Annotated in this window: 16 protein-coding genes, 1 tRNA gene and 1 riboswitch; of the genes, 9 read left to right on the top strand and 8 right to left on the bottom strand. The window is 65.5% G+C overall.

The window, feature by feature from the left end; genetic code table 11:
* Positions 1–84: 84 nt before the first annotated feature.
* A complete protein-coding gene (locus B4A72_RS08765; RefSeq protein ID WP_292952997.1) occupies positions 85–897 on the bottom strand; it encodes a S49 family peptidase in 813 nt (270 codons plus the stop codon).
* Between the two features lie 45 nt (positions 898–942).
* A complete protein-coding gene (locus tag B4A72_RS08760; RefSeq protein WP_292978358.1) occupies positions 943–1,968 on the bottom strand; it encodes a LacI family DNA-binding transcriptional regulator in 1,026 nt (341 codons plus the stop codon).
* Between the two features lie 106 nt (positions 1,969–2,074).
* On the opposite strand from B4A72_RS08760, the gene B4A72_RS08755 reads away from it, so the two are divergent.
* Positions 2,075–2,151 (top strand) — tRNA-Arg (locus B4A72_RS08755).
* A 17-nt stretch (positions 2,152–2,168) separates the two neighbouring features.
* On the opposite strand, the gene tdh is transcribed toward B4A72_RS08755, so the two are convergent.
* Both tdh and B4A72_RS08745 read right to left on the bottom strand, forming a co-directional pair.
* Entirely contained in the window at positions 2,169–3,200 is a 1,032-nt protein-coding gene (tdh, locus tag B4A72_RS08750; protein ID WP_292951022.1) for an L-threonine 3-dehydrogenase, read from the bottom strand.
* 8 nt (positions 3,201–3,208) lie between these two features.
* The gene (locus B4A72_RS08745) at positions 3,209–4,393 is read right to left on the bottom strand and encodes a glycine C-acetyltransferase (protein WP_292951006.1); all 1,185 of its coding nucleotides are present in this window, start codon (positions 4,391–4,393) and stop codon (positions 3,209–3,211) included.
* 208 nt (positions 4,394–4,601) lie between these two features.
* A riboswitch (cobalamin riboswitch) is annotated at positions 4,602–4,787 on the top strand.
* A gap of 91 nt (positions 4,788–4,878) precedes the next feature.
* Here B4A72_RS08745 and nrdH point away from each other — a divergent pair.
* The 6 genes from nrdH (at position 4,879) to B4A72_RS08715 (ending at position 12,002) form a co-directional block, all read left to right on the top strand.
* Entirely contained in the window at positions 4,879–5,100 is a 222-nt protein-coding gene (gene nrdH / locus B4A72_RS08740; RefSeq protein WP_292951004.1) for a glutaredoxin-like protein NrdH, read from the top strand.
* Between the two features lie 7 nt (positions 5,101–5,107).
* Positions 5,108–5,521, top strand: a complete 414-nt coding sequence (gene nrdI / locus B4A72_RS08735; protein ID WP_292951002.1) for a class Ib ribonucleoside-diphosphate reductase assembly flavoprotein NrdI — start codon at positions 5,108–5,110, stop codon at positions 5,519–5,521.
* The gene (gene nrdE / locus B4A72_RS08730) at positions 5,506–7,629 is read left to right on the top strand and encodes a class 1b ribonucleoside-diphosphate reductase subunit alpha (RefSeq protein ID WP_292978356.1); all 2,124 of its coding nucleotides are present in this window, start codon (positions 5,506–5,508) and stop codon (positions 7,627–7,629) included. The genes nrdI and nrdE overlap by 16 nt, the downstream gene beginning before the upstream one ends.
* 53 nt (positions 7,630–7,682) lie before the next feature.
* Positions 7,683–8,654, top strand: a complete 972-nt coding sequence (gene nrdF, locus B4A72_RS08725) for a class 1b ribonucleoside-diphosphate reductase subunit beta (RefSeq protein ID WP_292954182.1) — start codon at positions 7,683–7,685, stop codon at positions 8,652–8,654.
* Between the two features lie 123 nt (positions 8,655–8,777).
* Positions 8,778–9,893: a zinc-binding dehydrogenase gene (locus tag B4A72_RS08720; RefSeq protein WP_292954185.1), complete on the top strand. Its 1,116-nt coding sequence runs from the start codon at positions 8,778–8,780 to the stop codon at positions 9,891–9,893.
* A 177-nt stretch (positions 9,894–10,070) separates the two neighbouring features.
* Positions 10,071–12,002, top strand: a complete 1,932-nt coding sequence (locus B4A72_RS08715) for a DEAD/DEAH box helicase (protein ID WP_292954188.1) — start codon at positions 10,071–10,073, stop codon at positions 12,000–12,002.
* 73 nt (positions 12,003–12,075) lie between these two features.
* Here the strand turns inward: B4A72_RS08715 and B4A72_RS08710 are convergent, their stop codons facing one another.
* Genes B4A72_RS08710 through B4A72_RS08695 form a run of 4 tightly spaced genes read right to left on the bottom strand, consistent with a single transcriptional unit; the run spans position 12,076 to position 16,225 of the window.
* Positions 12,076–12,882, bottom strand: a complete 807-nt coding sequence (locus B4A72_RS08710) for an IclR family transcriptional regulator (RefSeq protein WP_292954190.1) — start codon at positions 12,880–12,882, stop codon at positions 12,076–12,078.
* A 10-nt stretch (positions 12,883–12,892) separates the two neighbouring features.
* Complete coding sequence (locus B4A72_RS08705; RefSeq protein ID WP_292978354.1) at positions 12,893–14,251, bottom strand: TRAP transporter large permease; 1,359 nt, start codon at positions 14,249–14,251, stop codon at positions 12,893–12,895.
* 9 nt (positions 14,252–14,260) lie between these two features.
* Positions 14,261–14,929 carry a TRAP transporter small permease gene (locus B4A72_RS08700; RefSeq protein WP_292954196.1) on the bottom strand — a complete coding sequence of 223 codons (669 nt, stop codon included), beginning with the start codon at positions 14,927–14,929 and terminating at the stop codon, positions 14,261–14,263.
* A 57-nt stretch (positions 14,930–14,986) separates the two neighbouring features.
* The gene (locus tag B4A72_RS08695) at positions 14,987–16,225 is read right to left on the bottom strand and encodes a TRAP transporter substrate-binding protein (protein ID WP_292954199.1); all 1,239 of its coding nucleotides are present in this window, start codon (positions 16,223–16,225) and stop codon (positions 14,987–14,989) included.
* A 130-nt stretch (positions 16,226–16,355) separates the two neighbouring features.
* On the opposite strand from B4A72_RS08695, the gene B4A72_RS08690 reads away from it, so the two are divergent.
* Positions 16,356–17,945: a GMC family oxidoreductase gene (locus B4A72_RS08690; protein ID WP_292954202.1), complete on the top strand. Its 1,590-nt coding sequence runs from the start codon at positions 16,356–16,358 to the stop codon at positions 17,943–17,945.
* Between the two features lie 31 nt (positions 17,946–17,976).
* Positions 17,977–18,524: thiamine pyrophosphate-binding protein (locus B4A72_RS08685; RefSeq protein WP_292978352.1), on the top strand; the 548-nt coding region annotated here is incomplete at its 3' end.

Raw genomic sequence — 18,524 nt, 5'->3', positions numbered from 1 at the left:
TGAACAGGAATTTGCGAAAGCCCGGCCCGCTGACCAGCGCCAGCGCCACCATGACCAGCAGAAACACGATGACCAGCTTGACCATCAGCCGCCGGTCCCGAAACGCTGGAACGCCGCCGTTTCCGCGGCCGCGTCGAAAACCGCTTCGGCCGACAGGCCCAGGCGGCGGAACAGCGATTGTTTCGGCGTGTGGACGGAAAAGCGGGTCTTGTCGCCGAACAGCGCCTTCATCTTGGGCACCAGATGCGCGATCCCGTCAGCCAGGCCCAGATCGACCGCCTCGCGCCCGGCCCAGAATTCACCGGTGAACAGATCGCGCCCATCGGCCAGTTTCGAGCCGCGCCGTGCGGTGACATGGGCCTTGAACGCCGCGTGAATCGGCTCCAGCACCTTGTGCAGACGGGCGACATCCTCGGGCTTTTCCGGGCGGAACGGGTCCAGGGTCGATTTCGATTGGCCCGCGGTGTGCACGCGACGCTCGATCCCCCAGCGGTCGATCAGATCGTGAAAGCCGAACCCGGCAGAGATCACGCCGATCGAGCCAAGGACCGAGCTGTCATCGGCCCAGATCCGGTCGCCCGCGCAGGCCAGCCAATATCCGCCCGAGGCCGCGACATCCTCGACGAAGGCATGGACCGGGGTTCCGGTTTCCTCCGACAGACGCCGGATGCGCGCGGCGATCAGCGATGATTGCACCGGCGAGCCACCGGGCGAATTGATGGACAGGGCCACCGCGACCGGCTTGCCCTTGCGAAAGGCGCGTTCGATCACCGGGGCAAGCGCCGCGTCGTTCAGGCCGCCGCCGCCGCGCCCGGCCATGCCGATGGCGCCGTGCAGGCGAACGACCGAAACGCGCGGTCCGCGATGGATCAGGCGGCTGAGAAACGGAACATGCATGAGGCCCGACATAATGGCGCCGCGTTCCCGCCACAAGCGGCAGGATCAGGACAGCGTGTCGCGGATGGTCTGGCCGGGCATGAAGGTCGGGACCATCTCGACGATGCGGTTTTCGGGCAGGGCATCCTTGCCGGCGACCAGCCTGGCGGCGCGGCGCCCGATTTCGACCCGTCTCGCATCGGTCGTGGTCAGCCTGACCGGCAGCCCATCCAGCAGATCGACGCCATTGAAGCCGGCCAGCCCGATCCGATTGGGGATGTCGTAATTCCGGTCCAGGCAGTAAAGCAGGCCGCCCGCGCCGATCATGTCGTTGGAATAATAAAGGAAATCCAGATTCGGCGCGCGGGTCAGGATCCGTTCGGTCAGTTCACGCCCCTTCAGCAGCGACGATCCGCCCTGATAATATTCCCGCGCCTCCAGCGGAACGCCCGCCGCCGCCAGCCCCTCTTCGAAACCGACCAGCCTTTTGCGGGCGCGGTGATCCTCGGGCATGTGGGTGCCCACGAAACCGATCCGGCGATAGCCCGCGGCCACGATCCGCCGGGCCATTTCCCGGCCTGCGCGCTTGTGCGAGATGCCGACGATCGTGTCGATGCCGTCGCCGTCGGTATCCATGATCTCGACCACCGGGAGGCCGGAACTGGTCAGCATGGCGCGTGCCGCGGCGCTGTGTTCCAGCCCCGCGAGGATCACGCCCGAGGGCCGCCAGGACAGCATGTCGTAGAGCACCATTTCCTCGCGCGCGGGCGAATAATTGGTCACCCCGATCACGGGTTGCAGTCCGGTATCGTCAAGCTCGGCCGAGATGCCGCCCAGCACATCGGGAAAGACGAGGTTCGACAGCGACGGGATGACCACCGCGACCAGATTGACGCGCTGGCTGGCCAGCCCGCCGGCAATCTTGTTGGGCACGTATCCCAGCGTCTTCGCGGCGGTCAGCACCTTTTCGCGCGTCGCGGCGGAAACGTCGCCGCGATTGCGCAGCACCCGGCTGACCGTCATCTCCGAGACCCCCGATGCCTCGGACACGTCGCGCAGGGTCAGGGGGCGTCGTGGGCGAAGGGTCGTCATGGCGGCGCTGTTCCGGGCGACAGGGATGATCGGGAATGTTAGCGGACGACTCGTGCCCCGACAACCTTGCCAAGGCGCCCTCATGCGGTCAAAAGGGCTGCACGGCGGCCCCGTGGCTCAACTGGATAGAGCAGCCCCCTCCTAAGGGGCAGGTTGCAGGTTCGAATCCTGCCGGGGTCACCAGCGATTTCCGACAGGTTTCAGCCCTGCCCCCAATCCAGCACGACCTTGCCGGATTCGCCCGATCGCATCGCCGCGAACCCGGTCTCGAAATCGTCGATCGGCAGGCGGTGGGTGATCAGCGGCGCAAGATCCAAGCCGGCCTGGACCAGCCCGATCATCTTGTACCAGGTCTCGTACATCTCGCGGCCATAGATGCCTTTCAGGTTCAGCATCTTGAAGATCACCTTGTTCCAGTCGATCTCGAACCCGGTCGGCGCGATGCCCAGGATCGCGATCTTGCCGCCATTGTTCATCACGTCGATCATCTGCCGGAAGGCCGGGGCCGCGCCCGACATTTCCAGGCCGATATCGAATCCCTCGGTCATGCCCAGCCCGGCCATCACCTTGCGCAGATCCTCGCGGGACGGGTCGATCGCCTGATCCAGCCCCATCCTGCGGGCAAGATCCAGCCGGGATGGATTGATGTCGGTGATGACGACCTTGCGGGCGCCCGCCCGCCGCGCCACCAGCGCCCCCATGATCCCGATCGGGCCCGCGCCCGTGACCAGCACGTCCTCGCCCACGCAATCGAAGCTGAGCGCGGTGTGAACGGCATTGCCGAATGGGTCGAAGATCGCCGCGATCTCGTCGGGGATGTCGTCGGGTATCGGCACCACGTTGCTTTCGGGCAGGCACAGATATTCGGCGAAGGATCCCGCCCGCTGCACGCCCACCCCCAGCGTGTTGCGACACAGATGCCCGCGTCCGGCGCGGCAATTGCGGCAGGCCCCGCAGGTGATGTGCCCCTCTCCCGAAACGCGCTGGCCGGGGCGGAAGCCTGTCACCGCGCTGCCGGTATCGGCGATCACGCCGGAAAATTCATGGCCGGTGACCAGCGGCACGGGAACGGTCTGCGCCGCCCAGGCATCCCAGTTCCAGATATGCACGTCGGTGCCGCAGATCGCGCTTTTGCCGACGCGGATCAGCACCTCGCCGGGACCGGGTTCGGGGACCGGCACCTGTTCCATCCACAATCCCGGTTCGGGCCGCGCCTTGACCAGCGCCTTCATCATGTTGCTCATCGGATCACCTTCAGGTCGCGGCCGGTCGCGATGAAGGCCGCGATGGCCCGGTCCAGGTCCGCCTTGCCGTGGGCAGCCGACATCTGGGTGCGGATGCGCGCCTGCCCGCGCGGCACGACGGGAAACGAGAAGGCGGTGACATAGACCCCGCGGCGCATCATCGCCGCCGCGAATTCGCCCGCCAGATGCGCCTCGCCCAGCATGACCGGGATGATCGGATGGCCGGCCCCGGCCAGCGTGAACCCGGCCGCCCCCATCTCGGCCCGGAAACGTTCGGCGTTGCCGTTCAGGCGCGCGCGCAGATCCTCGCCCGCCTCGATCAGATCCAGTGCCGTCAGCGAGGCCCCCGCAATCACCGGCGCCAGCGTGTTCGAAAACAGATAGGGCCGAGAGCGTTGCCGCAACATCTGGATCACCGGCGCAGGCCCCGCGACATAGCCGCCCGAAGCGCCGCCAAGCGCCTTGCCCAGCGTGCCGGTCAGGATCGCCACCCGGTCCGCGACCCCGTGCAGCGCCGGCGTGCCGCGCCCGCCGGGCCCGGTCAGCCCGACCGCGTGGCTGTCATCGACCACGACCGTTGCGTCATGGCGTTCGGCCAGATCGCAGATCGCGGGCAGATCGGCGATCACGCCATCCATCGAAAACACGCCGTCGGTGACGATCACCCGGTTGCGGGCATCGCCGGCCTCGATCAGCCGCGCTTCCAGTCCGGCCATGTCGTTGTTGGCATAGCGCAGCCGGCGCGCCTTGCACAGCCGGACCCCGTCGATGATCGAGGCATGGTTCAGCGCGTCCGAGATGATCGCGTCCTCGGGCCCGAGGATCGTCTCGAACAGGCCGGTATTGGCGTCGAAACACGAGGAATAGAGGATCGCGTCCTCGGCCCCCAGAAAAGCCGCGATGCGCGATTCCAGTGCCTTGTGTTCCTCTTGCGTGCCACAGATGAAGCGGACCGAGGCCATGCCGTAGCCATAGCGGTCCAGCGCCGCATGGCCGGCGGCGATCAACTCGGGATGGTCGGCCAGGCCCAGGTAATTGTTGGCGCAGAAATTCAGCACGGTGCGGCCGGCCCCGACCTCGATCCGGCCCGACTGCATCGAGGTGATGACGCGCTCGTCCTTGAAAAGCCCGTCCTTGCGGATCTGGTCCAGTTCGGCGGTCAGACGATCGGTCAGGGTCATGTCGCGCTTCCTTCGGCCAAGGCGCCGTTCTGCGCCCGGTGATCCGGGCATTGTCGTGCGGATGCCTAGCGCGAAAAGTCGAGATTTGCCATATAGGCCGGAATTGCCGAAAGCCCGGCGACGCCGCGGCCTGATCGCTGCCCCGGAGGTCAGGAATTTATTTTCCATCGGATCCACACAAGATATTGACGCCCCGGCCCCGGACATGGCTAAGTGATGTGGCTATGGTGTCCCTGACTCGCGTCAGGGGTGAAAAGGGAAGCCGGTGAAAGTCCTGCGCTGCCCCCGCAACTGTAAGCGGCCTGCACGGCTGATGATGCCACTGGAGCGATCCGGGAAGGCCAGTCGGGCGAAAGCCGCAAGCCAGGAGACCTGCCATGGCGACGACAACGACACCGGACGGTGGGTCCGGCGGCGTAGGTCCGGCCATGCGCCCTGCCTGCCCGTCACTCTCGGTCCGGAAAACAGGAACAGAGGGCAAGACCATGACCATCACCGTTTATTCCAAACCCGCCTGCGTGCAATGCACCGCCACGACCCGCGCGCTGGATGCGCGGGGGCTGGATTACAGCGTCATCGACCTGACCGAGGACGAGGATGCGATGCAGCGCGTTACCGCACTTGGCTATCGTCAAGCGCCGGTGGTGATCGCGGGCGAGGATCACTGGGCGGGCTTCCGGCCCGACATGATCGGCCGCCTGTCCTGAGGCGCAGGTGGCCGGGCTGGTCTATTATTCCTCGGCCTCGGGCAATACCGCGCGGTTCGTTGCCGGGCTGGGGCTGGCGGCGGAACGTATCCCGATCCGTCCGGACAGCGACATGCCCGCCCCGGCCCGGCCCTATGTCCTGATCTGCCCGACTTTCGCGGATGGCGAGGGGCGGGGCGCGGTGCCCAGGCAGGTGATCCGCTTTCTGAACGATCCGGGCCGCCGCGCGGGCCTGCGCGGCGTCATCGGCGCGGGCAATCGCAATTTCGGCGCAACATTCGCCCTGGCGGCCCGCGTCATCTCGGAGAAATGCCAGGTTCCGGTGCTGTATCGATTCGAGCTGGCGGGAACCGAAACCGATCTGATCCGCGTCCGCGCGGGGCTGGACAACATCATGGGACTGGAATGCTTGACACCGTAAAACCCGATCTCGACTATCATGCGCTGAACGCGATGCTGAATCTGTATGACGCGGACGGGCGGATCCGGTTCGAGGCCGACCGCATGGCCGCGCGGCAATATTTCCTGCAGCATGTGAACCAGAACACGGTCTTCTTTCATTCGCTGGACGAAAAGCTGGGCTATCTGGTCGATGAGGGCTATTACGAAGCCGCCGTGCTGGACCGGTATTCCCGCGATTTCCAGCGCGCGATCTGGGACGCCGCCTATGCGCGCAAGTTCCGCTTTCCGACCTTTCTGGGCGCGTTGAAATACTACACCAGCTACACGCTGAAGACCCGCGACGGGCAGCGCTATCTGGAACGCTACGAGGATCGCGTGGTGATGGTCGCGCTGACCCTGGCGCGGGGGGACGAGGCGCTGGCCATGCGCTTCATGGACGAAATGCTGTCAGGCCGGTTCCAGCCCGCCACGCCGACTTTCCTGAACGCCGGCAAGGCGTCGCGGGGCGAGCTGATCTCGTGTTTTCTGCTGCGGGTCGAGGACAACATGGAATCCATCGGCCGCGCGATCAATTCCTCGCTGCAACTCAGCAAGCGCGGCGGCGGCGTGGCGCTGATGCTGACCAATATCCGCGAATCCGGCGCGCCGATCAAGGGCATCGAGAACCAGTCCTCGGGCATCATTCCGGTGATGAAGCTGCTGGAGGACAGTTTCAGCTATGCCAACCAGCTTGGCGCGCGGCAGGGCGCGGGCGCGGTCTATCTGAACGCGCATCACCCCGACATCCTGCGCTTCCTGGACACCAAACGCGAAAATGCGGATGAGAAGATCCGCATCAAGACGCTGTCCCTGGGCGTGGTGATCCCCGACATCACATTCGATCTGGCCAAGCGCAACGAGGATATGTATCTGTTCTCTCCCCACGACATCCAGCGGGTCTATGGCGTGCCCTTCTCGGACATTCCGGTGACGCAGAAATATACCGAGATGGTGGACGACAGGCGCATCCGAAAGACAAAGATCAACGCCCGCGAATTCTTTCAGACGCTGGCCGAGATCCAGTTCGAGAGCGGCTATCCCTATATCATGTTCGAGGACAGCGTGAACCGCGCCAACCCCATCCACGGGCGCATCACCATGTCCAATCTGTGCAGCGAGATCCTGCAGGTGAACGAGGCGTCGCAGTTCAACGAGGATCTGTCCTACGCGCATCTGGGAACCGACATTTCCTGCAACCTGGGCAGCCTGAATATCGCCAAAACGATGGACGGCCCCGATTTCGGCGGCACCGTCGAGGCCGCAATCCGCGCGCTGACCGCGGTCAGCGAGATGTCGGCCATCGACGCCGTGCCCTCGATCCGGCGCGGCAATGACGAGGCCCATGCCGTCGGTTTGGGCCAGATGAACCTGCACGGGTATCTGGCGCGCGAGCATATCCACTATGGCAGTCCCGAAGGGATCGAGTTCACCAGTGTCTATTTCGCCGCGATTGCCTATCACGCGATCCGGGCCTCGAACCTGCTGGCGCGGGAAAAGGCTGCCACGTTCCGCGATTTCGACAAGTCCAGCTATGCCGACGGGTCGTTCTTCGACAAATATACCGGCCGCGACTGGCTGCCCGTCCTGCCCGAGGTGACGCGGCTATTCGCCGACATCACCCTGCCCACGCGTGCGGATTGGGCGGCGCTGAAGGCCCGGGTGATGGAACACGGGCTCTATAACCGCAATCTTCAGGCAGTTCCGCCCACCGGCTCGATCAGCTATATCAACAACGCCACCTCATCGATCCATCCGATCGTCTCGAAGATCGAGATCCGCAAGGAAGGCAAGATCGGCCGCGTCTATTACCCGGCCGCCTACATGTCGAACGAGAATCTCGACTTCTATCGCGACGCCTATGAAATCGGACCCATGGCGATCATCGACACCTATGCGGCGGCGACCGAACATGTCGATCAGGGCCTGTCGCTGACCCTGTTCTTCCCCGCCGAGGCGACGACGCGCGACATCAACCGCGCCCAGATCCACGCCTGGAAGAAGGGGATCAAGACGATCTACTACATCAGGCTGCGGCAGGCCGCGCTGGAAGGAACCGAGGTCGAGGGATGCGTGTCCTGCACCCTCTAGGCCGCGCTGTCCCGCGGATATCCGACGAACAAACCAGGAAAGGGTCTTTCGCCATGAAGGATCAGACGATCACGCCGGTGCAGCGCGCGGTGAACTGGAACCGGCTTCAGGACGACAAGGATCTGGAGGTCTGGAACCGGCTGACGATGAATTTCTGGCTGCCCGAAAAGGTGCCGCTGTCCAACGATGTGCAAGGCTGGGCCACGCTGCGTCCCGAGGAACGGCAACTGACCATCCGCGTCTTCACCGGGCTGACCCTGCTGGACACGGTGCAGAACAGCATCGGCGCCCCCGCGATGATGGCCGATGCGATCACCCCGCACGAAGAGGCGGTCCTGTCCAACATCGCCTTCATGGAGGCGGTTCACGCGCGGTCCTATTCCTCGATCTTCTCGACCCTGTGTTCGACCAGGGAGGTGGACGAAGCCTTCCGCTGGTCCGAAGACAATCCCCAGCTTCAGCGCAAGGCGCGGTTGGTGCTGGATGAATACGCGGCCGGCTCGGATCCGCTGCGGCGCAAGATCGCCAGCGTGTTTCTGGAAAGTTTCCTGTTCTATTCCGGCTTCTATCTGCCGATGTACTGGTCCAGCCGCGCCAAGCTGACCAATACCGCCGACCTGATCCGCCTGATCATCCGCGACGAGGCCGTGCATGGCTATTATATCGGCTACAAGTATCAGCGCGGGCTGGAACGGCTTGGCCAGGGCGAACGCGCGGCGCTGAAGGACTTTGCCTTCTCGCTGATGTTCGATCTCTACGATATCGAGGCGAAATATACCGCCGATCTCTATGACGGAATCGGGCTGACCGAGGACGTGAAGGCGTTTTTGCACTACAACGCCAACAAGGCCCTGCAGAATCTGGGCTACGAGGCGCTGTTTCCGCCCGCCGCCTGCGAGGTCAACCCGGCCATCATGGCCGCCCTGTCGCCCGACAGCGAGAACCACGATTTCTTTTCGGGGTCGGGATCGTCCTATGTGATCGGCAAGGCCATCGCCACCGAGGACGAGGACTGGGATTTCTAGGCGGGCGACCGGCGGCAGCCGAACCGGACCGGCGATTGCCGTCGGCCGGCCCAAGCGCGCCGCCTTTCACCGCCCTGCCGCCGGTGCTAGGCTTTCATTGCCAGGCATGCAGGCGAGGACATGATGAGCCACAGCAACCTTGAACTCAGATCGACCGTCACCTCCGACGGCACCCTCAGGATCACGCTCGATCCCGTTCCCGTCCGCGCGCCCGAGGCCGGCGAATTGCTGGTCCGCCTCGAGGCCGCGCCGATCAATCCATCCGATCTTGGCCTGCTCTATGGCCCGGCCGACATGCAGACCCTGACGGTCGAGGGCTCGGGCGAGGCGCGCGCGCTGACCGCGAAAATTCCCCAGGCTGCGATGGCGCCGCTGGCGGCACGGTTCGACCAGTCGATGCCGGTCGGCAACGAGGGCGCGGGACTGGTGATCGAGGCCGGTCCCGACCTTGGGGATATGGTCGGCAAGCGCGTCGCGATGATCGGCGGGGCGATGTATGCGCAGCTGCGGCTGATCCGGGCCGAATCCTGCATTGTGCTGCCCGAGGGTGCGACCTCCGCCCAAGGCGCCTCGTTGTTCGTCAATCCGCTGACCGCACTGGGATTTACCGAGACCATGCGGGCCGAAGGGCACAGCGCAATCGTTCACGCGCCCGGCGCGTCGAATCTGGGTCAGATGCTGGTGCGCATCTGCCAGGAGGACGGGATCGGTCTGGTCAGCATCGTGCGCAGCCGGCAGCAGGCGGATCTGCTGCGCGAGATCGGCGCCACACATGTGGTGGACAGCAGCGCCGATGATTTCCGGCAGCAACTGGAACAGGCGATTGCCGAGACCGGGGCCACGATCGGCTTTGACGCGATCGGGGGGGGCGAGATGACCAGCATGATGCTGAACGCGATGGAGGCCGTCGCGGTCCGGTCCATGGACAGCTACAACCGCTATGGTTCGCAGTCCGCGAAACGGGTCTATATCTATGGCGCGCTGGATACCGGGCCCACGATCCTCAAGCGCGGTTTCGGCTTTGCCTGGAATATCGGCGGCTGGCTTCTGTTCAACTTTCTCGGCAATGCCGATCCCTCGGTCGCCGCGCGGATGCGCCAGCGTGTCGTTGACGGGATGAAGACCACCTTTGCCAGCCACTACACGGCCGAGATCGGTCTGGACGATCTGTTGAAGCCCGAGATCGCCGAAGCCACGCAGCGCAAGGCGACGGGCGAGAAATACCTGGTCGTTCCCTGACGGCGCCGCCATGGCGGCGCGGACCCGGCCGACCGATGCCCGAAACCGGAACCGGCTTTGACTCTGCGCTCGGGCGGGGATAGTCAGCCGGATCGGCTGTCCTGCAGCGCGGGCAGGGGGCCCGGGCAAGGGTCCGGGCCGTTCCATCGGCCGCAAGGGCCCTTTCAGGCGAAACAGATGACACAGAACAATATCGCAGCGCCGCTGGCCGCGGCTCTGGCCGAGCGGGGCTATGACACCCTGACAGCGGTGCAGCAGGCCGTGCTGAACCCGGATGCGAAGGGACGCGACCTGCTGGTCTCGGCGCAGACCGGTTCGGGCAAGACCGTGGCCTTCGGAATCGCCGCGGCGCCCGATCTGCTGGATGGCGCGGACAGGCTGCCCGAGGATTCCGGTCCGCTGGCGCTGGCCATCGCGCCGACGCGCGAACTGGCGCTTCAGGTCGCGGCGGAACTGGGCTGGCTCTATGCGGCGACGGGCGCGCGGATCGCGACCTGCGTCGGCGGCATGGATTACCGGACCGAGCGTCGGGCCCTGGCTCAGGGGGCGCAGATCGTGGTCGGCACGCCGGGCCGCCTGCGCGATCATCTGGAACGTGGCAGCCTCGATCTGTCGGGTCTGCGCGTCGCGGTGCTGGACGAGGCCGACGAGATGCTGGATCTGGGCTTTCGCGAGGATCTGGAATTCATCCTGCAATCCGCCGCCGACAGCCGCCGCACGCTGATGTTCTCGGCCACCGTTCCCGCCGCGATCGAGAAACTGGCCCGCGATTTCCAGCGTGACAGCCTGCGCATCGCCGCGATGGGCGAGGCGCGCCAGCACGGCGACATCGCCTATCGCGCGCTGTCGGTCGCCGTTCGCGACCGCGAGAACGCGATCTTCAACCTGCTGCGCTTCTACGAGGCGCGGACCGCCATCGTCTTCTGCAAGACGCGGGCCAATGTGAACCACCTGCTGGCGCGGATGGGCAATCGCGGCTTTCGCGTGGTGGCGCTGTCGGGCGAATTGTCCCAGCAGGAACGCACCCACGCCCTGCAAGCTTTGCGCGACGGTCGGGCACGGGTCTGCATCGCCACGGATGTCGCCGCGCGCGGCATCGACCTGCCGGGGCTGGAACTGGTCATCCATGCCGATCTGCCCACCAATTCCGAAACGCTGCTGCACCGCTCGGGGCGAACCGGGCGTGCCGGGGCCAAGGGGGTTTCGGCGCTTGTCGTCAGCCCGTCGGAATACCGAAAGGCGCAGCGGCTGTTGCAGGGCGCGAAAGTCACCGCCGAATGGGGCAAGGCACCTTCGGCCGAAGAGGTCGGCTACCGCGACGACCAGCGGATGATGGATCACCCGGCGCTGACCGCCCCGCTGGATGATATGGGCGTGGCACAGGATTTGCTGGCGCGGGTCGGCCCCGAACGGATCGCCGCCGCCTTCGTGCAATTGTGGCGCGAGGGCCGGCCGCCGCCCGAAGTCCTGTCCGACGTGCCGCAGCCCGCGCAAGCTGCGCCGCGCGCGCCGCGCGATTTCGGCGCCGCCGTCTGGTTCGCGCTGTCGGTCGGCCATAGCGGACGGGCCGAGGCGCGCTGGCTTCTGCCCAAGATCTGCGAGTCCGGCGGCATCACCCGCGACGCGATCGGCGCGATTCGGGTGCGCGAGCATGAAACCCATGTCCAGATCGCCATCGCCGAGGCCCCCCGCTTCGGCGAAACGACCGAGATCGAACCGGGCCTGACCATGCGCCGGCTTCAGGGCGAGCCGGGACCGGAACGCGCGGCGGTGAAATCGCCCGGATCGGCCCGTCCCGCGCGCGCGCCGCAACCCGAGGGCACGCCCGGATCAAGGCCCGCAGCCCCGGTTCGTGCCGCGGCGAAACCCGCCCCGGCAGGCAAGCGCGCCGAGGCCGACGCGCCCGCCAAGGCCCGGGCGAAACCGCGCTGGAGCGCGGCCGACAAGGCCGCGAGGGCAAGGAAGGAGGCCTCGGCGCAGTCCGCCCGCGAAGCCGGGTCGGAGACTGCCAAGGGCAAGACGAAGACGGGCGCCAAGGCCAGGTCGCGGCCGTTCGCGTCGAAGCCGCCCCGGTCCGGGCAGGCCGCTTCCGGTCGTCGCAAGGGCTGAACGGCGGGGGACCGGCCCCGCACGGTTCGCCAGCGGGACGAGGGCGCGGGCACGGGTTCGGCGCCGAAAGGGGTTACAGCGTGTCGGCCAGATCGCGTGCGGTCTGTTTCAGCAGCGGCAGATGTTGGCGCGCGGCGTCCAGCGTCAGGCGCTGGACCGGTGCGTGAAAGGACAGCGTGCCGAAAACCCGGTCCAGATGGTCGCGGATCGGCACCGCCAGGGCGATCATGCCTTCGACCATCTCCTGATCGTCCTCGCCATGGCCGCGCTCGCGCGTCAGCGCGATCTCGTCCGCCAGGGCGAGGGGCGTGGTGATGGAGTGGGGCGTCCGGGCGGCCAGGGTCAGCCGGCCCAGCAGCCGCGTGAACTGCGCCGGGGGCAGGGTGGACAGGTAGGTCTTGCCCGCCGATGTGCAATGCAGCGGCACACGGGTGCCGATGGGCAGGCGGATGCGCAGCGGCCAGTGGGTCTCGACCCGGTCCACATAGACCATGGCGTCGCCATCGGGCATCGAGATGTTGCAGGTCTCGCCAATGGCCTCGGCCAGCCCTTTCAGTATCGCCATGCGTTCGCGGCGCAGGCCCGGCCCGCTGAACGTGTTGGCGGCCAGACGGCGCAGCAGATGCCCCGCGACATAGCCGCGCCCACCCAGATCGCGCATCAGCCAGCCATCATGTTCCAGGGTCTGCAACAGCCGGTGGATGGTGGGTTTGGGCAGATCCAGTGCCTCGCCCAGTTCGGCGGCCGAAACCGGGGCCGCGGCCTCGGCCACGGTTTTCAGGATATAGAGCGGGCGCAGGTTGTTCTGCGGCGCCTTGTCGCCGCCCGTCTCTGCAACCTTGCCCGCGCTGTCCATGTCGCCCGCCCGCATTCGCGCCATATCCGGTCCTTCACCGCGACGGCAGCAGGATCGTGGCCAGCGACGGCGTGACAGCCACGATGATCCAGACACTCAGCAGCGCCGCAAGGTAATACAGCGCATAGCGCAGCAGCCGCATGTAGGGAACCCCGGTCACGCTGGAGGCGACATAGAGGTTCAGCCCGTAGGGCGGGGTCACGAACCCGATCGAGGCGCCGACCAGGAAGATCACCGCGAAATGGACCGGATCCATGCCGTTGGCGGCGGCCAGGGGCGCGAGGATCGGCGCCAGGATGATCGTGACCGGCAGGCTTTCCAGCACCATCCCCGCGACGAAGATGATCGCCATCGAGGCGGCCAGCATGACCCAGTATCCGCCCAGGCCAGAGACCCATTGTCCGATTGCCTCCTGCGCGCCCAGCAGCGACAGGATCTGCTGCATCACCACCGAGATCCCGATCAGTGGCGCAAGGATGCCCGTGATCTGCGCCGAACGCATCGTCACCGAGGGCAGGTCGCGGATGCGGAAACCCTCGACCAGGATGCTGGCGGCATAGGTCCGGGGCCGGCCGTGCTCATCCATGCCGGATGCGACCAGCGGAAACAGCCAGCGGCTGAGGACGCCCACGATCACGCAGAATCCCACGGTGACGGCGGCGGCCTCGGTGGGCGAGAACTTGCCCGTATAGATGCCCCACAGCACCAGCCCGATGGCGAAGAAGCCCAGCCAGGCACCGAACGCGGTGCGCAGCACGCGGCCCATGTCGAAGGGGATGATGTGGCCCCAGCCATGGATGCGCGACATGAGCCAGCAGACGAACTGCATCGCCAAGACCATCATCACGCCGGGAATGATCCCCGCCACGAAAAGGTCCGAGATCGGCAGGGTCATCAGGAAGCCATAGACGATGAAGATGATCGAGGGCGGGATGATGATCCCCACCGTGCCGCCGGCTGCGGCAGTAGCGGCGGCGAAGCGCGTGTCATAGCCGCCCTTCACCATCTCGGGATGCATCATCGAGCCGATCGTGGCCGTGGTGGCGGAATTCGACCCCGAGATCGCCGCGAACAACCCGCAGGCCCCGATCGAGGCCATCGCCAGGCCACCGCGCAGCCAGCCCAGAACCGCATAGGCGAAATCCGACAGGCGACGGGCGATGCCGGCCTTGTTGATCAGGTCGCCGGTCAGGATGAACAGCGGCATGGCCAGCAGCGCGAACCCGTTCGAGAAGGCATAGGTCAGCGCCGCGCCGATATTGTCGAAGGTCAGGCCCAGCACGATCGAACAGCCGATGACCCAATAGGCGATGACCAGAAAGACCGGCACGCCCAGCATGAACAGGCCGGTGACGGCCAGCGAAATCAGGGTGATCCAGAACGGGTCTGTCATGATGGCCTCTCAGGTATCGCCCAGGGTTGTCATCTCGATCAGCGGCGCGTTCTCGCGGAAGCGGCGCAGATCCTCGATCATGTTCTCGACCGCGCGGGCGGCAAGGATGGTGAAGGAGACCGGAACCAGGATCACGAACCACCAGACCATCACATTGTCGGTCCCGAGCAGGATCTGGAAATTCGAGGCCGAATTGGCCGCCAGCCGCAGCGTCGTGGTGACGGCGATCCAGGACATGCCCAGCCACAGCACGCCGTCCAGCAGCAGGCAGGCCAGTTGCCCCGCGCGCGGCAGCCGCGTGCGGAATTCGGCAAAGGACAGATGCGCGCGCAGCTTGACATTGAAGGCGCAGCCGAACCAGGTCAGCAGCAGGAACAGATAGGGCGGCAAGGTCGTGGACCACGGCTCTTGCAGGTTCAGTGTGAAGCGGCGGATCACCTCGATGAAGATGATCGCGGCGATGGCCAGATAGACGATGACCATCAGCGCCCGTTCGAGATGCCGGTCCAGCAGCGGCACCAGCTTGAACAGCGCAAGGATCAGGGCGCCGCCGCCGACCATCACGATCAGTCCGACGGCCCATCCCGCGGGTTCTCCAAGCGCGGTATTGATTTCCCAGCTGTCGCGCGACGCCAGCGCAGACAGGATCGCACCGAATTCGGCGACGAAACGTTCCATCTTTCCGATCTCCCCCCGGAATTGCGGCACCCGAGAAACGGATGCCGCGCTGGCGGTTCAGGCCGAGCGCCACCAGCGGCGCGGCTCGACATTTTCGGGCTTGGTGTCGGCCGGGATCTCGCGCGCGATGCGATAGATCTCGTCATAGGTGTCGATGCCGCCCGACCACTGCATCAGGCGCTCGCGCCATTGGCTCCATGGATCGGGATTGAATTCGGGCGAACACATCTCTTCGGCCTTCTTCAGTTCCTCGTCCGACAGGAAGGCGGTGCGCACGTTGTTTTCGGCAAAGATCGTGTCGGGCAATTGCGGGTCCGAGAAGCCGACCGTCTTGATCAATGCCGCCTCGTTCGCGGCCTGCGACTGAACCTGGGCCAGATAGGCCGATTCCATCACCGCGTCCTGCAAGGGACCGTCGAGGCTGTCGAAAACCTTGGACGACATCCCGCAATGTTCGTTGCCAGAGAAGAATCGCAGATCGACCGACTGGCTGACCACCGGCGCCATGTTGGCGTAGGCCACGGCCGAGGCCCAGGTTTCGGCGCCGTCGATCAGGCCCTGTTTCAGCCCGTCGATGGTTTCCTCCCAGGCGACCGGCACCGGGTTGAGGTTCATCAGCTGCATCGCGATCCGGCCAAGCTGGGTGCCGGTGACGCGGTTCTTGGTGCCGGCAAGCTGGTCGATGCTGGTGACCAGATCCCGGTCCTTCCATTTCAGGCCCAGCTGGATGCCGCGCAGTTCGCAATGGGTGAACAGGAACTTGATCCCGTGGCGCTTTTCCAGCGGATCGCGCAGGATGCGCTGGCTTTCGGGGCTGTAGAAGAAATGATACTGCGAGGCCCGGTTGGGGAACATGTAGGCGAAGTCCAGCACGTTGTAATAGGGCGCCACGCCGGCCGAATTCTGGGTCGAGGCGGCGAAGAAATCCACCACGCCAAGCTGGGTCTTCTCGACGCAATCAAGCTGGCCGCAGATCTGGTTGTCGCCGATGAATTCGATCCGGATCTCGCCATCGGTGCGCTCTTCCAGGTCGCGGGCGAATTGCAGAAAGCCCGCGCGCTCGATCAGCAGGTTGCGGGCATTGAAACCCGAGGCCCCCATCTTGAACGTGTGCTTGGCCTCTTTCGAGAATCGCTTGTCATAGGTCGATTCCGCCGCGCGGGCCAGTTCGGCCGTGCTCAGCAAACCCGCCGCCCCGGTCAGTGCCATCGCCGTCGAGGTCATCCCGAACCGGCCGGCAACGCGCAGGATATCACGCCGCGAGACGCCACGAATCGTGTCGATTCTTCCCGTCATCACATTCCTCCTCCCTAAAGATGCGATTTTTGAGACTTGTGGTATCATTTCTAATCATATAGGTTTCAATTGCAAGCCAAAATTTCAGGGCCGGCCGATCAGGCCATGCGCAGCTTCGGGAGGGGGAAAATTGCAGACCGATTATCTTGTCGTCGGCGCCGGATCTGCCGGCTGCGCCATCGCCAACCGCCTGTCGGCCGATCCGGGCGTCACCGTCACCCTGCTGGAGGCCGGTTCCTGGGACTGGAATCCGTGGATTCACATTCCGGTCGGCTATTTCAAGACAATGAACAACCCGTCGGTGGACTGGTGCTACCGGACCGAGCCGGATCCCGGCCTGAACGGCCGGCGGCTGGAATGGCCGCGCGGCAAGGTGATGGGCGGATCGTCGTCGCTGAACGGGCTTCTTTATGTGCGCGGACAGCCGCAGGATTACGACCGCTGGGCGCAGATGGGCTTTTCCGGCTGGTCCTGGGACGATGTGCTGCCACTGTTCAAGCGGGCCGAGAACCAGGAACGCGGCGCCGATGATTATCACGGCGCGGGCGGGCCGCTGAACGTGTCGGACATGCGCCTGTCGCGGGCGATCTGCGATGCCTGGGTCACGGCGGCGCAGGCGGCGGGATTTCCGTTCAACCCCGATTACAACGGCGCCGCGCAGGAAGGCGTGGGCTATTTCCAGCTGACCACCCGCAAGGGCCGGCGCTGCTCGGCCGCCGTGGCCTATATCCATCCGATCCGCAAGCGCCCCAATCTGCGCATCATCACCCGCGCCGCGACCCGTCGCGTGGTGATAGAGGACGGGCGCGCGGTGGCGGTCGAATATGCCGACCGCTCGGGCAAGACGCAGCGCATCGAGGTGAAGGGCGAGGTGATCCTGTCCGCCGGCGCCATCGGCAGCCCGCAGATCCTGATGCTTTCGGGCGTGGGCGAAGCCGCGCATCTGGCCGAACACGGCATTCCCGTCGCCGCCGATCTGCCGGGCGTGGGACAGGGCCTTCAGGACCATCTTCAGGCCCGGCTGATCTATACCTGCAATGAACCCACGCTGAACGACGAGGTTCGCAAGCTGTGGCAACAGGCCCGAATCGCGCTGAAATACGCCATGTTCCGCGCCGGCCCGATGAGCATGGCGGCCAGCCTCGCCACCGGGTTCATGCGCACCAACGATCGCGTCGCGACCCCCGATATCCAGTTCCATGTCCAGCCCTGGTCCGCCGACAGCCCGTCCCAGGGCGTGCATCCGTTTTCGGCCTTCACCATGTCGGTCTGCCAGTTGCGCCCCGAAAGTCGCGGCAGCATCCGGCTGAAATCGGCCGATCCGTCGGTCTATCCCGCCATTCACCCGAATTACCTGGCGACCGAAACCGATTGCCAAACCATCGTCGACGGGGTCAGGATCGCCCGCCGGATCGCCGCAGAGCGCCCGCTGTCGGGCAAGATCACCGGCGAGATGCGCCCCGGCCCCGAGGTCCGGGACGATGCCGCGCTGCTGGACTGGGTGCGCAATTCGGCCACGACGATCTTTCATCCGACCGGCACCGCCGCGATGGGGCCGGTGCTGGACGACCGTCTGCGGGTCAAGGGCATTCGCGGCCTGCGCGTCGCCGATTGCTCGATCATGCCCGAGATCGTCTCGGGCAACACCAATGCCCCCGCGATCATGATCGGCGAAAAGGCCGCCGATCTCCTGCGCGAGGATCGCAGGCGCGGGGCCTGACCACAATCTCCGGGAAAGGGAGTTTTGAGCCATGAGGATGACGACTGAAGAGGCGTTTGTCAAGGTTTTGCAGTTGCATGGGATCGAGCATGCTTTTGGGATCATCGGTTCTGCGATGATGCCTGTGAGCGATCTTTTTCCGCGGGCCGGGATCACCTTCTGGGATTGCGCGCACGAGACGAATGCGGGTCTGATGGCGGACGGGTTCACGCGCTCGACGGGCAGGATGTCGATGGCGATCGCGCAGAACGGTCCGGGGGTGACGGGTTTTGCGACGCCGGTGAAGACGGCCTACTGGAACCACACGCCGCTGCTGCTGGTGACGCCGCAGGCGGCGAACAAGACCATCGGGCAGGGCGGTTTCCAGGAGATGGAGCAGATGCGGCTGTTTGCCGATTGCGTCTGCTACCAGGAGGAGGTGCGCGATCCCTCGCGCATCCCCGAGGTGCTGAACCGGGTGATCATGCAGGCCTGGCGCAATTCGGCGCCGGCGCAGATGAACATCCCGCGCGATTTCTGGACCCAGGTGATCGACGTCGATCTGCCGCAGGTGGTGGCGTTCGAACGTCCCGCGGGCGG

Origin of the sequence: Paracoccus sp. UBA5162, from assembly GCF_002413585.1 — a bacterium.
Taxonomy (GTDB): Bacteria; Pseudomonadota; Alphaproteobacteria; order Rhodobacterales; family Rhodobacteraceae; genus Paracoccus.
The sequence above is the reverse complement of the archived record's forward strand: the minus strand, read 5'-3'. Positions and strand labels throughout refer to the sequence as shown.

What these genes read in the sequence shown, in the direction of transcription:
- B4A72_RS08765 (WP_292952997.1), bottom strand. Translation starts at nt 897, where the DNA reads ATGCATGTTCCGTTTCTCAGCCGCCTGATCCATCGCGGACCGCGCGTT.
- B4A72_RS08760 (WP_292978358.1), bottom strand. Translation starts at nt 1,968, where the DNA reads ATGACGACCCTTCGCCCACGACGCCCCCTGACCCTGCGCGACGTGTCC.
- tdh (WP_292951022.1), bottom strand. Translation starts at nt 3,200, where the DNA reads ATGAAGGCGCTGGTCAAGGCGCGGCCCGAACCGGGATTGTGGATGGAA.
- B4A72_RS08745 (WP_292951006.1), bottom strand. Translation starts at nt 4,393, where the DNA reads ATGACCCTGACCGATCGTCTGACCGCCGAACTGGACCAGATCCGCAAG.
- nrdH (WP_292951004.1), top strand. Translation starts at nt 4,879, where the DNA reads ATGACCATCACCGTTTATTCCAAACCCGCCTGCGTGCAATGCACCGCC.
- nrdE (WP_292978356.1), top strand. Translation starts at nt 5,506, where the DNA reads ATGCTTGACACCGTAAAACCCGATCTCGACTATCATGCGCTGAACGCG.
- nrdF (WP_292954182.1), top strand. Translation starts at nt 7,683, where the DNA reads ATGAAGGATCAGACGATCACGCCGGTGCAGCGCGCGGTGAACTGGAAC.
- B4A72_RS08720 (WP_292954185.1), top strand. Translation starts at nt 8,778, where the DNA reads ATGAGCCACAGCAACCTTGAACTCAGATCGACCGTCACCTCCGACGGC.
- B4A72_RS08715 (WP_292954188.1), top strand. Translation starts at nt 10,071, where the DNA reads ATGACACAGAACAATATCGCAGCGCCGCTGGCCGCGGCTCTGGCCGAG.
- B4A72_RS08710 (WP_292954190.1), bottom strand. Translation starts at nt 12,882, where the DNA reads ATGGCGCGAATGCGGGCGGGCGACATGGACAGCGCGGGCAAGGTTGCA.
- B4A72_RS08705 (WP_292978354.1), bottom strand. Translation starts at nt 14,251, where the DNA reads ATGACAGACCCGTTCTGGATCACCCTGATTTCGCTGGCCGTCACCGGC.
- B4A72_RS08700 (WP_292954196.1), bottom strand. Translation starts at nt 14,929, where the DNA reads ATGGAACGTTTCGTCGCCGAATTCGGTGCGATCCTGTCTGCGCTGGCG.
- B4A72_RS08695 (WP_292954199.1), bottom strand. Translation starts at nt 16,225, where the DNA reads ATGACGGGAAGAATCGACACGATTCGTGGCGTCTCGCGGCGTGATATC.